This window comes from Verrucosispora sp. WMMD703 (assembly GCF_049178935.1).
In the GTDB taxonomy this organism is placed as follows: Bacteria; Actinomycetota; Actinomycetes; order Mycobacteriales; family Micromonosporaceae; genus Micromonospora; species Micromonospora sediminimaris.
The window spans coordinates 2097443-2110525 of the sequence record NZ_JBMHMM010000004.1 but is presented as its reverse complement, the minus strand read 5'-3'; the positions used below and the strand labels follow the sequence as shown (position 1 = coordinate 2110525).

At 67.5% G+C, this 13083-nt stretch carries 12 protein-coding genes and 1 pseudogene; 2 read left to right on the top strand and 11 right to left on the bottom strand.

The window, feature by feature from the left end; translation table 11 throughout:
* Positions 1 to 71 precede the first annotated feature (71 nt).
* The 9 genes from ACN26Z_RS10355 to ACN26Z_RS10315 all read right to left on the bottom strand — a co-directional run bounded on the left by ACN26Z_RS10355 (position 72) and on the right by ACN26Z_RS10315 (position 9144).
* On the bottom strand, positions 72 to 260 hold the full coding sequence (locus ACN26Z_RS10355; protein WP_421460830.1) for a hypothetical protein: 189 nt from the start codon (positions 258 to 260) through the stop codon (positions 72 to 74).
* Positions 261 to 481: 221 nt separating this feature from the next.
* A complete protein-coding gene (locus ACN26Z_RS10350) occupies positions 482 to 1207 on the bottom strand; it encodes a DinB family protein (RefSeq protein ID WP_421460829.1) in 726 nt (241 codons plus the stop codon).
* 445 nt (positions 1208 to 1652) lie between these two features.
* Entirely contained in the window at positions 1653 to 2699 is a 1047-nt protein-coding gene (locus tag ACN26Z_RS10345) for a LacI family DNA-binding transcriptional regulator (RefSeq protein WP_282239428.1), read from the bottom strand.
* A 116-nt stretch (positions 2700 to 2815) separates the two neighbouring features.
* Complete coding sequence (locus ACN26Z_RS10340) at positions 2816 to 5263, bottom strand: alpha/beta hydrolase-fold protein (RefSeq protein ID WP_421460827.1); 2448 nt, start codon at positions 5261 to 5263, stop codon at positions 2816 to 2818.
* A gap of 308 nt (positions 5264 to 5571) precedes the next feature.
* The gene (locus ACN26Z_RS10335; RefSeq protein WP_421460826.1) at positions 5572 to 5868 is read right to left on the bottom strand and encodes a hypothetical protein; all 297 of its coding nucleotides are present in this window, start codon (positions 5866 to 5868) and stop codon (positions 5572 to 5574) included.
* Positions 5865 to 6230, bottom strand: a complete 366-nt coding sequence (locus tag ACN26Z_RS10330; protein WP_421464604.1) for a hypothetical protein — start codon at positions 6228 to 6230, stop codon at positions 5865 to 5867. Before ACN26Z_RS10330 ends, ACN26Z_RS10335 begins: the two co-directional genes overlap by 4 nt.
* 150 nt (positions 6231 to 6380) lie before the next feature.
* Positions 6381 to 7592 (bottom strand): helix-turn-helix domain-containing protein, encoded by a 1212-nt coding sequence (locus ACN26Z_RS10325; protein ID WP_421460825.1) that lies wholly within the window; start codon positions 7590 to 7592, stop codon positions 6381 to 6383.
* A 276-nt stretch (positions 7593 to 7868) separates the two neighbouring features.
* Positions 7869 to 8432, bottom strand: coding sequence for a GNAT family N-acetyltransferase (locus tag ACN26Z_RS10320; RefSeq protein ID WP_282239447.1), 564 nt, complete (start codon positions 8430 to 8432; stop codon positions 7869 to 7871).
* 109 nt (positions 8433 to 8541) lie between these two features.
* Complete coding sequence (locus tag ACN26Z_RS10315) at positions 8542 to 9144, bottom strand: hypothetical protein (protein WP_421460822.1); 603 nt, start codon at positions 9142 to 9144, stop codon at positions 8542 to 8544.
* Positions 9145 to 9262: 118 nt separating this feature from the next.
* Between ACN26Z_RS10315 and ACN26Z_RS10310 the strand changes: the two are divergent.
* A pseudogene (locus ACN26Z_RS10310) lies at positions 9263 to 9862 on the top strand (site-specific integrase); the annotation flags it as partial.
* A gap of 400 nt (positions 9863 to 10262) precedes the next feature.
* Here the strand turns inward: ACN26Z_RS10310 and ACN26Z_RS10305 are convergent.
* Positions 10263 to 11153: an SDR family oxidoreductase gene (locus ACN26Z_RS10305; protein WP_421460821.1), complete on the bottom strand. Its 891-nt coding sequence runs from the start codon at positions 11151 to 11153 to the stop codon at positions 10263 to 10265.
* An 81-nt stretch (positions 11154 to 11234) separates the two neighbouring features.
* Here ACN26Z_RS10305 and ACN26Z_RS10300 point away from each other — a divergent pair, with 81 nt between their 5' ends.
* On the top strand, positions 11235 to 11822 hold the full coding sequence (locus ACN26Z_RS10300; RefSeq protein ID WP_421460820.1) for a TetR/AcrR family transcriptional regulator: 588 nt from the start codon (positions 11235 to 11237) through the stop codon (positions 11820 to 11822).
* 481 nt (positions 11823 to 12303) lie between these two features.
* On the opposite strand, the gene ACN26Z_RS10295 is transcribed toward ACN26Z_RS10300, so the two are convergent.
* On the bottom strand, positions 12304 to 13083 hold the full coding sequence (locus ACN26Z_RS10295; RefSeq protein WP_421460818.1) for a MerR family transcriptional regulator: 780 nt from the start codon (positions 13081 to 13083) through the stop codon (positions 12304 to 12306).

Below are 13083 nucleotides of genomic sequence, written 5' to 3'. Positions count from 1 at the left end.
CGACCAGCAATAATCGACGCGGTTGCGATACCGCTCATGCCGCGCCAAACGCGGCGGCCTGATGTACTGCGTTACCGCTTCTGTGCTCGGTACTTCCGGAGCAGCGCGGTAATCTTGGCGTAGTTGCGGGTGCCGTTCAGCTCATTGAGCAACTCGTCTGGGCAGAGCTCAAAGAGTTCGCCCCACCACCGGCGAGCCCGGTTGTCCCAGATCCGGTAGCCGCCATCAACGCCCCTCGCCACGTACCTTCGCCTCGCCACCGGTGGCAAGGTATCAATGTCGATACCCGACTGCATGCGGATTGCGGCTATCCAGTTCGGCACGCTCATCTGGCCGCTGAGAACGCGCGCTCGGCCTTGTCTCTACCGCACCGGGCTCTCCCTCCGACACCCGCTGTAGTCACCCTCGGGGACGTAGCGGGCCTTGGCCGCAGCGACACCGGATTTCCCGGGAGATAAGCAGCAAGCTCAGAGTTCAATCATCAACCCGGCGAAGACCCCTGGCGCGACAGTTTGTCCAGGTCACGCTTGCAGAACCGGTGGTGTTCCCATTCCTCGTTGAGCACAGTGCCGAGGCATTGCCGCACTGTCCGCCCCTTGGCGTACGGGGGCCATCTGTCGTCGTCCGGGACCGGCGCGGTCTTCGCGAGCTGATCAGGCGTGACCTCGGCCAGCCATGTCTCGATCTCTGAAGCCTGCCGGACTCGTACCGCGAGCACCTCGTCGAGGCTCGGTTGGGCTGACGGATCGAGCCCATCCTCCTGGCCCGAGACCAACGGTGGCCCCAGTCCCATGGCCGTGAACGGCTCGGTAAGCCCGAGCACGCAGCGTCGGAACCAAGAGTCGTGCACGAAGACAAGGTGGCGCAGGGTGTCGACCATCGACCACTCGCCGTCGACGCCGCGATGTTCGCTGTCCTCGGGCATGGACCGAACCCGCTCGGTAGTCCTCGCCCAATCGTCGCGCAGTTGCTGCCAGGCATCTCGCAGGTCGTCCGGCTGATCGGAGCGGATCAGCAGCCGTACCGGGTGACGACGGTCGAGTTCCGCCTCGACGTACGACATCACTTCGACCCCGTTGACCACAAGATTGGTGACCAGGCCGTCGATCTCAGCGTCCTGCATGACCACGCCGACCATCCGCGCTCTACTCAGATCGCACTCGCGGAACTCAGCTCCGGTCAGGTCCTCATCCTGGAAGCGTCGCATACAAACAGGCTAGGTCGCACCGCACACGCAACGCCCGGATCTGGCCGCCGATCGTGCGTGCTCTCCCCTGTGGTGGGCTTCGCCGTCAGTAGCAGCCGCAGCTTCCGGCGAGGTGCGGACCTTACGATTGCTCTGGCGGCCGCACGTGCGGAGCCAGGCGGTTGTCGCGCCAGTAGCGGAAGACCAGTCCGGGTACCACCTCAACCGACGGCCATCACTGCGGGCATCGAGCAACGGCTCGCCATGCCAGCGGACGTACGAGCGCGGGCAGCGGCGAGCCCGGGGCTGAATGTCCGCCGCCGGCCAGGCTTGCCCGTGCCGCCGTCCGGGCGTCACGGTACGTGCCGGCGTGCAGTTCCAGTCCGGCCGATCTGAGGGCGACGGTTGACCGCTTGGGCCGAAGGGCGCCGCCGTAGCAATTGCGCAACCGGTGTGGCAGGACGCCTCAGCGCAGCGTCGACTGCCGCTGGATCAGTTCGAAGTCGACGACCAGCCTCCGGGGCGCCGGCTGCTCCTCTCGCGGCACACCGTCGAACTGGAGTTGGATCCGCTCTTCCAACAGGGCGACTGCCTGGTGTGCGATCACGTCGCGTCCGGGGTCGATGGTGCTCAGCGGAGGTCGGGAGTAGTTCGCTTCGTCGATGTTGTCGAAGCCGATCAGCAGGACATCCTCGGGAACCCGTAGGCCGCGGTCCTGAAAGGCGGCGAGCGCACCCAGCGCGAGTGTGTCCGCGAACGCCACAACCGCGTCGGGTTTGACACCGCTGTCAAGGATGCGAGCGATCGTCGTGGCGCCGGTGGAGTGGAAGTAGTCGGGTACCCCGATGATCGCGCGTGGGTCGACGGTGAACCCTCGTGACTGGAGGGCGTCCCGGAAGCCCTGGAACCGCAGGGTTCCGCTGCTCGGCGACGGGTCGTCCTTGACTCCGAGGGGAACTACCGTGGTCGCACCCCGGCCCAGCACGTGCTCGGTCGCCGCACGTGCTCCCTCGACGTTGCTCATCGTGACGTGGTCGAGGCCGCCATCGAACACCCGCTCGCCCAGGAGCACGAGGGGGAAGTCGACGTCGAACAGCGGGAGGTCTTTCTCGCCCAGCGCGAGCGGGGAGTACAGCACGCCGTCAAAGCGTGACCGGTAGCTGCCGTCCAGCACCCGCAGCTCGCGGTCGCGCTCGGCGTTGGTCTGCTCGATGAAGACGGTCAGGCCCCGCCTGGATGCCTCTCGCATGACGGCATCCGCAAGTTCGGCGAAGTACACAACACGCAACGACGGCAGCACCAGAGCGATCGCCCCGGTCCGGCCTCGGCTCAGGTTCCGCGCCGACACATTCACGTGGTAGCCCAGCTCACGGATCGCGTCGTCCACCCGCTCGCGGGTTTCCGGACGCACGTACTGATAGCCGTTGAGGATGTTGGACACCGTCTTGATCGACACCCCGGCAAGTCGGGCGACGTCGCGCATCGTCGCCGACCTGTTGGTCTTGCGTGCCACAGCCCCTCCCGCCGCCCGTCGATCCGTCGGCCAGGGTATAAGACTGCACCATTCACCACCCCAGACGCAGCGGCCGGCCCGCCCGATCCGGGGCGCGCCGGCCGCGTGACGCGAGGTCAGTTGATGGTCAGGGCGATGGCGTGAACGGGGCCGCGGACCGGGTCGATCTGCAACTCGTAGGCACCCGGGGAGAGCCCGCTGGTGTCCCAGTGGAAGACGTACTGGTTTCTTGCGGCGCTGTAGCGCGCGGTGTTGTCCGCCCTCTTCTGGACGGGTGTGGCCGGGACGCGGTTGCCGGCCACGCCGTCGGTCTTCTTCACGAGGTAGAGGCGCGGCCGCGCGTCGGTGACCGTCTCGCCGTCTGCGCCGGTCAGGGTGAACTTGACCGGCACGGCGCGTCCGGCTTTGACGATGTCGGGGCCGTCGCCGGCCAGCGGAGGCCGCACCCCGCCGAACCGGTGCTCCGGCGCGAAGATCCGCGGCACGAAGTCGATCAGATTCGCCATCCAGATGTCGAAGCCATGCGGACCGACCCAGGTGCCGGCGTACTCGTACTCGATGCCCTGGGAGGTCAGCCACTGCATCGTGTTCTGGGTGAACGTGTACGTGAAGTCGACGTCACCGGAGTACAGCCTTGCCAGCTTGGTGCTTTCGTTGACCGCCTCGACGTCGACTGTGGGGTAGGAGAGCAGGCCCCCCGAGAAGGCACCGATGTAGGCGAACTCGCCCGGGTGGCTGATCCAGGTGCCGAGGGTGTTCATGGCTCCCCACGACAGACCGGCGAGCGCCTGCTCATCCGGATCAGTCGAGATGTTGTACTTTTCCGCAGCGGTTGGCATCACGTGCTGGCTGAGGTCGGTCCAGAAGTCGACGCCGTTCTGGTCGGGCATGACCACAACCATCGGCACCATTGTCCCGTTGAGGTAGCTGTTGTCGAGAATCTGCTTGGCACGCCCGGTTTCGAGCCAACTGCCGTAGTTCTGGCCCCCGCCGTGGTACAGGTACAGCACCGGGTAGGCAGCTTCGCGGCCAGCATCGTAGCCAGGCGGCGTCCAGACGTACGCGTAGCGCTCTGCGCCCTGGCCTCCGTCGTAGGTCATCAGCGAGACCGTGCCGCCCCGGCCTTCGGGGACATCGGCCAGCATCGCGTCGGACTTACCCGGCACGAAAAGCTGCGACTCCATCACGTGGGTGTTGACGGTGTCGGCCGGGTCCTTCATGTCGACGCCGTCGACCACGTACCGGTAGTAGTAGTAGCCGTCGAGCGGTCCAACCGTGATTCGCCAGCGGCCGTCGGGCTGCTTCTCCATCGGGATCCGGAACCATTGGCCATTCGGAGCCCAGTTGCCCCAGATCGTGACGTCCTTGGCGCCAGCCCACTGGGTGCCGGTCTCGAACGTGACGATGCCGTGCCGGTCGATGTGCGGGGTCGTGATCGACCCGGCCGCAGGGGGCTCGTACGGCCTGGTCAGCGCGCGGTGTCCCTTGCTGGCGCCGTGGCGGACGCCCTTCTGTCCGAAGAGCCGAGCGGCGAAGTCTCGCAGGTTCTCCCGCCACGCGTCCCAGGTGGCGCCGTCGTCGGGGTTGACGCCGTCGAACTCGAACCTCACTCGGGACTTCTTCAGGTCCACCAGCAGGTCGTAGTTGTCGTTGTAGGACGGATCGAGCGTGTTGCCGACGTACACCCGGAGCAGTTTGGTGCCCTTGTTGATCGCCTTGGCCTCCGCCTTGGTGATCGGGCCGTCGACGGAGCCGGAGAAGGAGCCGACGTAGGCGAACGCGCCGGGATCGCTGCGGAGGATGCTGATCGCCTGCTCGGCACCCGTGTCGACACCGGCCAGCGCCTGACTCCTGGGCCGGGACGAGATGTTGTAGCCGGCCCGTGCTGCGGGGACGATGGCGTCGAGCAGCTCGGCGCGGGGGTCGGCGGAATTGGCGTCAGCCATCACGACCACCATCGGCTTGGCGTCCCTGCCTGCGACCAGGTTGTCGAGGATCTGCTTCGCCCGGCCAAGTTCCAGCCACTCACGAGCTGTCTGACCCTCGCTGCTCAGCAGGTACAGGACCGGGTACGCCTCGGCCCGGGCCGAGTCGTAGCCGGGCGGCGTCCACACCAAGGCGGTACGGTCCTCCGCCGCTGTCGCGCTCGGGTAGGACAGTTCCTCCACAGTCCCGCCCGCGGCGATGTCGTCCATCCACGCGACCGACTCACCGGGCACGAAGAAGGTGTTCCAGTTTGGCTTCGACGTCACCGCCACCGGGCTGCCGGGCTGGCGGAAGGACACCTTCGACCTGTCCTGCATCGTCGCGGTGTACTGGTAGTAGTACAGCCCGGGATCGAGCGGACCGACGTTCGCGGCGTAGTCCGAGCCGCTCGGGTCGAGCGCGAGCGCCGACCAGGTGCCGCTCGGGCCGATGTTCGCCTCCAGTTCGAGCGTTGCCGGCGTTCCGCCGACAATGCTGCTGGCCTGCGACTGCGGCACCTTGAAGTAGTGATAGACGTCGTCGTTCGAATGCCACGTGTCGGTCGCGGCAGCCGCCGGGGCGGCCGCGATGACTGACACCACCAAAGCCGCGGCTGCGACAAGGCTCGTCATTCGGGGGCCACTGCTGTGTGACATCGCGTTGCTGCTCCTCTCAGAGCGTCAAGGCCTCCCGCATCGAAGGCATGCGCCTCACCATCGAGATCGGCCACCGAAACCTTCCCGACAGCCGCGACAGTCCACATTCACACCAGCGCACTACTTTTCCTACACCGGTGTAGAGCGGATAGCAAGAGACACCTGTCGATGGTCGGCGATACTGGGATCGAACCGGTGGCATCTTCGGTGTGAACTCTCGGCGGGCCGGCCGGATCGGGCTTGATACGACGTCATCCGGCCTGGTGACGCCCGTTCCGGCCTCGTTCGGTCGGGACGGTTGCTGTACTTCGCTGCGGTACTTCCGCCGGCTGCCGCGTCCAGCCGATGAAACGGCGGTGCAGCGCGCCGGCCGGTGCCCACGGCATGTCCTCGGCCGCCTGGACGAGATAGGCACCGAGGTAGAGCGCCAGCGACACCGGCGCATCCGCGTACTCCGCGCGCAGCTCCCGCCGCCGCGTGGGGCACGGCCACGGCAGTTCACAGCCGCCGCAGCTCCAGATCGGCAGCACCGGGCCGTGGGTGGTCACCGCACACCACCCAGGAACCGGGCGACGCTCGCGCGAGCCTGCCGACTTGTCGCCCAATCCACCTGCCAGCAGGGGTACGGGGCGAGCCGTGACCACCACCCGCGGCAGCCGGCGCACATGCCGTCGAGCCCTCGAACGTGCACCGCGAGGATCGTCCGCTCCGGGCTGCCGATCACTGCTCGTTCTCCTGCGGCCAGTGGCCCCGGTTGATCGGTATCCGGTGCCGGGCACGACACGGCAGGTCGGCACCGCAGCGACAGACGCGCCGCCAGAGCTGCCAGGACCAGACCGGCCGATGCCGTCGGGCGAACGTCAACGCGGTGGCCGACAGGTACTCGTCGTACGAGACGCGCCGCACGCACCCCTCCCTCGTCGCTCACGAGGGCAGCCTCTTCGCCCTCTGATCGAGGGGGACGCGGCGACCGGGCGTGACTCGCGCCGCCCGCCGCATCCCGTAAGCGAGAAGCTACGGTCGGTTGCGCGATGGAACGGGTAAGGTTCCTACCTCTGGATCACGAGACGAGACCGACTCGGACCGCGAGGTCACGGGCGTCATCCCGGGTGGCACGCGGGCCGTCGAGCAGGTCCAAGGTGATCTGGCGGGCGTACCCGTTATAGCGGATCGTCTCCGGGGCCGACTCGTACGCCTGCCGCAGCGTCGCCACTGTCGCTTCCGTGTCGTCCCTGCCGTAGTGCGCCCGCGCGACCTCGATCAGATGGCGTGCCCGACGCGGCCTCGACGGGATCGCCGCCGCATCGTGGCGGCGGGCCTGCCGCACCGCCTCGCCGGACTTCTGCAACTCCACCGCCACGGTCACCGCGTGAGCGCCCATGATGACCCGGGAAAACGATGTCTGCGGTTGGTAGAAGCTCTGGGGCAGACGCTGCGCCACCCGATCCGCGCGGTCCCAGTACCGCCAGGCCCGCCCTTCCTCACCGGCACGAGCGGCCGTGTACGCGGCCTCGAAGTTCAGCGCACCCCACAGCGCCAGCAGATTCGTGCTCCCGGTGGCCGCCTGCGACTCCAGCGCCGACAGCACGTCCAGCGTGACCGCCATCGCGGTGTCCCAGTCCCCGGCGTCCCGATGCACCTGACACAGGAACCACCCCGCACCGGCCAGCGCCTCCGGATCACCGGACTCCTGCGCCGCCACCATCGCCCGATCCGCCACCCGCCACAACAACTCGGCCGCCGGCTGGTACGCGATGAACATCTGCGCCAACCCGAGCGTCTCCGCCAACAGCGCCTGCGCCTGCCGCCGCTCGTCGCCCTCGTACACCAACGCGGCACGCTGCACATCCCGCAGCAACCCCGGCAACAACCCGCCCAGCACCGTCCGGTGATCCGACGCCTGATGACGTGCCCGCCACGCCACCGCAAGCCGCTCCCTCAGACCGGACAACGACTCCGCCGGGGCGTCACCGGCGAACGCGACACGGTTCACCGCATCCCGCACCGACGCCAACGCCGGATGCTCCGGCCCATTGACCACCGCAGACCGGTCACCCAGCTCCACAGCCAAGGCAGCCACGTCGACCTTCAGAGCACGCGCGATCCGATCCAGCATGGGAAGGCGCGGCGGCAAAATCCGGTCGGTTTCGACCGCCTTTACCCACTCGGCGCTACGGCCCACCAACCCACCAAGCACCGCCCGAGTCTTCCCCGACCGCTCCCGGTAGACCTTCAAACGCTGCCCGAACGTCAACTCCGGCAAGGAATCCACCCGGAACCTCCTCGCGTAGCGCCGGAAGCACCATCGGCCCATCGGGCCGCATTCACGCCCAACGCTACCGATCCGCAGGCTGCCTCATAACCCTCACACGCCGGCCACCTCCGCATCCCGGCAGGCACCCCGACCTCTCGCTTGTAAGTTCTAGGCGCTTCGTCCGGGGGAGTTGGTCGGCAATCCGCAGCCTCGGGCAACTGTCGACGCTCAGCCGTCGACCAACGTCCTTGTCTCTGCTCGTTGCTGTCAGCTACCCGCGCCACGGAGTGCACGTCAGCCAGGGAGCGCCGCCGATCGTGACAGCCACTCCCGGGCCAACATCGCGAACACGAACCGGTCGGCCCACTGACCGCGAAACAAGTAGCTCTCGACATGCCGCGCCTCGCACCGCATACCCAGCCTGGTCATCAACCGGGCCGACGCCTCGTTGCCGGCGTGGCACCGACCGTAGACGCGGTGCAGGCCGAACTCCTCAAAACCCCATCCCAGCAGCGTCCCCACCGCCTCGGTGGCCAGCCCTCGACCTGAAAACTCCGGATTGAAGACGTACCCAATCTCAGCGGTCCGGTCGGCCCGGCTCCGCCAGACCAGCTCAACAGTGCCAGTCACTCGTCCGTTCGCCTCGGCAGCCAAGGTCAGTACGTCACCCTCGACACGCAGCCCGTCCTCACCGGTCATCGCCGCCACCGACTTCTGCGACTGCTCACGGCTGCGCGGCTCGCTGCCGAGCATCCAGCGGCACACGTCGGGCCGGCGCTGGTACGCATACACGTCCTCCAGGTCAGCCATCGTGACCGGCCGGAGGGTAAGCCGGCGGGCGCGAATTGGGGTGAACACGGCCGCAGCGTACGGGATCCGGCCCGCGGCAACTGAATAGCTGGTCAGACGTTGAAGCGGACTCAAGAGCCCCGGCGCACCCTGTTCGTGACCGCCGCGGTGGTGCAGCCTACTGGTACGTCAGCGGCAGATACCGCTCCCGGCCGCTCTGCTCAGTCGTCTGCGTGAACCCGGCCGCCTCCAAGATCGCAGCGAACTTAGCCCGTCTGCGTCGACGAATGGAGACCAAAAATAGGGTGACAGACATCAGCGCCGCCCAGGTGACGGCAGCGACGCCCGCAGCGGTGGTGGGGGACGTCCCTCCTAGCCCGAGCCACACACCGAGGATCGCGCACAGCACGGTGAGGACGACATAGAGGAACCACGTTCGCTGCTTGTCGTCGTTCCAGCCCTCGAGGTCGTAGCTGATACGGGCCTTGAACAGATCCAGCACGTCGGCAGGCACGGGGGGCAGCGCGCCCCCGGTGGAAGCATCCGGGTACTGCACTCGGTTCCGCGCGGCCCTTTCGCGGGCCTGCGGACGGGGATCGGGTACGAAGAACAGCTGCGGTCCGTTGCGGTGTCGCTGCCGTGTGTCCGTGTACGCGTAACCAAATTGCTCGGCAACAGCGGCCATATGGGCGAGTGAGCGCAACGTGGCCACCCGCTCCACCTCCACCGGCTGCCCGCCGGCCATCTTCCGCAACATTTTCCGCACGTGCCGCTGTCCCACCAGCGATCCCCCATCACATCGTTGATCAGACTTGCACAGCCTCTCGCCCGGGAAAGGCCGGAGGTCCATCCACCAGTGCCACGGTCCCGGTTGGGCTAAGCCACCGTAGCGGGTTCGAGAGGTGCGGAAGTTCCTGGAGTCCGCACGTGCCGACGAGGATCCCCTCTAGGCCGCGTACGCCCTGGTCCTCGTCACCGGCCTGCGTAAAGGTGAAGCGCTCGGCCTCACCTGGGCCGACATCGACCTCGACGCCGGGGAGCTGACCATCGGCCGGCAACTGCAACGCGTACGCGGGCAGCGCCTGCACCGCGACACCAAGACCCAGGCGTCCGACGCCACCCTGCCCCTGCCCGACGTCTGCCTGGCCGCACTGCGACTGCGCAAACACCAGCGCGACGAAGCACGAGCAGTCGCCGGCAAGGCATGGCACGAGACCGGACTCGTCTTCACCACCCGCTACGGCACGCCCATCGAGCCGCGCAACTTCCAACGCTCCTGGCAGACCCGCTGCGACAAGGCGGCAGTCACACCGATCACCGTCCACGACGCCCGCCGGACCTGCGCCACCCTCCTGGCCGACCTCGACGTCCACCCGCGAGTCGCCATGCAGATCCTCCGGCACGCCCGCTTCTCGGTAACGATGGAGATCTACACCCAGGTGTCATCGAAGGCAACGAGAGACGCGCTCAAGCGCCTCGGCGAATCGCTCGGCCAATGAGCGGGCTGCTGTACTTCGCTGCTGTACGGGCAGCAGAAAGGCCACCTCCCGAACCCCGGGAAGTGGCCTGAGCTGCGTGGGCGATACTGGGATCGAACCAGTGACCTCTTCGGTGTGAAGCGGGACGCTGCACCCACTCTGACCTGCAGAAAAAGAAGCCGCAGGTCGTGGTGGGTGCAGTTGAGTGCCATTCGACGCCGCTGGGCGCGGTTCAGAGCCGTTCAGCGCGCCCGACTGCTCCCACGTTGCTCCCCGATCCCCGGTGGTCGACCGCGTCGTCGGCCGGCCCGTCTTTACGCGTCGCTTCGGCGCGTCTCCCAAGGAACAACGCCGAGACTGACGGGTACTCAACGTGACCGGCGCGCTGAGGTACCACGCGCACCGTCGGTGGCAGAGGTGCTCACCATGGGGCGGTCGTTCGGTCACGGTTCTCGGGCGGGTAGTGCTTGCGGAGGTCGGAGGTCGTCATCCGGTCGAGCATCCGGTCGGGAAGGATGCGGGAGGCCCGGATGAGGAAGGCAGCCGTCGCGCCGATGGTGTAACGGGTGCGGGGCCTGGCGTCGGTCACCGCTTTGGCGATCCTCTTCGCGGCGACGTTGGAGGTCACGCCGGCCTTGGTGAACGCCGCCACGTGGGAGGGTATTGCCTGCATCAGAGTGCCGTAGCGCGCCTTCTGCTCGGGCGTCATCCCGTCGTCGAGGCGGCTGAGGGCGGCCAGGCCGACGCGGGACATCTCGGTTTTGACGCCGCCCGGTTCGACCACCACCACCTGCACACCGTGGGGGGCCAGTTCGTTGCGCAGCGCGTCGCTCATCGCCTCCATCGCGAACTTGCTGGCGGCGTACGGCCCGTAGCCGGCCATCGAGATCTTGCCGTTGAGGGAACTGATGTTGACGACGCGTCCCTTGCCACGTAGGAGCGCGGGAAGCAGGGCCTGGGTGACGGCGACGTGGCCGAAGAGGTTCACCTCGAAGATGCGCCGCCATTGGCTGAGCGGCATCACTTCGACCGGGCCGGCGCCAGGGACGCCGGCGTTGTTGACCAGCGCCCGCAGCGGCTGCGGACCCCGCTCGACACGTGCGGCGAGCGCGGCGACGTGGTCGGGGTCGGTGATGTCGAGGGTCACCGGCTCGATGCGGTCGGCCCGCAGGGGTGTCCGGTCGCTGTCGCGCCGTACGCCGGCGAGGACATGGAAGCCGTGCCGAGCCAGTTCCTGCGCGGTGGCCGCGCCAATGCCGGTCGACGCCCCGGTCACGACCACGAGTTCCCGAGTTTCAGTTGACGATGTCATCTCTTGAGTGTGCAGTAATGAGATGACAGTGTCAACTGGTTCAAGTGACTTAGTCATCACAGGTGGGCTAGAATCCTCCGCGTGATCAGCCGGGCCGAATCAGCTGCTGCCACCCGCCGCGCCCTCCTCGACGCGGCCGCTGAGCTGCTCGATTCCGGTGGCCTCGACGCCGTGACGTTGCGCGCGGTGGGGGCGCGCGCCGGAGTGACCCGCGGAGCGCCCTACCGGCACTTCCTCGACAAGGAGAGCCTGCTGATCGCCGTCGGGACCCGGGCATGGGACACGCTCGGAGACCGCATGCAAGCCCTTCGCGCGGAACCGGGCCTGTCGGCCGCCGAAAAGATCCGCGGCGGCCTCCTTGCGTTCATCGACGTCGGCCGCTTTCAGCCACACCTCTACAAGCTCATGTTCAGCAACCCGCCCGGCGATCCCACCGCACTCGCCCGGGCCGCCCAGCGAAGCCAGACCGAGTTCCTGGCCGTCGTCGCCGACCTGGTGGGCGAGCAGGACGCCCGACGGTACGCGGCCCTGCTCATCAGCAGCGCGAACGGGATCGCCGGCCTGCAGGCCAGCGGCCAGCTCGCCGACCCGAAGTGGGGAGGCGTCTCCGCCGAAGACCTAACCGACACCCTCGTCGACATGATCGCCGGCAAGGGCCGGCACGCATGACCGGCGACCAGCGGGCTCATGACCATTGCCAGAAAGTGGTAGAAACCGCCCGGACGTCATCGGCTCGCCATCGCCGAGTTCATCCCTCAACCGAACTTAACGACCTGCCGCACGGCATGCGCTGATCCGCCAGCGGCATCCACACGCCACGGCCTCCTGCAAGCCGAGTGCAGCAAGTGATTACACCTGCTCATCGGAACGATCCAGGGCACTGACATCGGGCTACTTGTTTCATTGACCTACGACCGTTGCCCGGCGTGAGCTGCGAACCACTGCCCCAACCAGGCGATGAATTCAGCGGAGGCCCGCAGCCTCGTCCGTGATCGGGCACCGTTGCAGGACCTGACGCCGTCGCGACAGCCGGCACGGACTGCCGCCAACGTCACTTCCCTGCGCAAGGCGGCGGGCCTGGGCAAGTCTCCGCTAGATCCAGGCAGGTGACGGGGTCGGAATCGTGGTACAGCCGCCGTGGGTGACCGCCTCACCGTCGAGGAATCGCGATGCCGGCAGCGCGCAGCCGCGCTTCGATGAGTGCGGTCAACCGAGCTGTGGTCGGCGCCTCGTCAGCCCGGTGTTCGTTGACCACGTCGTAGCGGGTGGCGGCGTCGGGGCTGGAGAAGAAACCGTCCATGTGTGTCTGCATCACCGCCCGTTCAGTCAGCAGGTTGTCGGCCATCTCAGCTGCGAGCTCGTCGAGGCGCGGGTCGTCGGGCTCCCAGGACAACGCGTCCCAGGTTCGCTTCCACAGCCTCACATACTCGGGATCGTCGAGCCGGCGCTCGAGCTGGGTCACGAAACCGTCGAAGAACGCTGGGGCCAGCGCGCGAGCCAGGACCAGGGCCTCCCGTTGCGAGGCCACGATGTCGGGACCGAAACCCAGCGCGGTCAACCGGTCCAAAAGGGTGCAGGCGCGGTCGGGAAGCAGCGCCCGGTCGCTGTCAGCGAGTCGACGCAGTGTGTCGCGGCGGGCGATAAGCTCCGAGATCCGGTCGGTGAGCCGTCGCTCGACGTCAACCACGGCGGCGGCGAAGCGCTTCGGATCAGCGTCGAGCAGTTCACCGATCTCGGCGAGCGGCACGCCCGCCTCGGCCAAAGTACGGACCTGGACCAACCGGAGCAGGTCGGTGGAGGTGTAGCGGCGGTAACCTGAGGAGTCGCGGCGGGGCTCGTCGAGCAGGCCGAGACGGTGGTAATGCCGCACCGTCTTGACCGTGACACCGGCGAACGCGGCCGCCTTCCCGATCGTGAGCCCTCCGCCCAT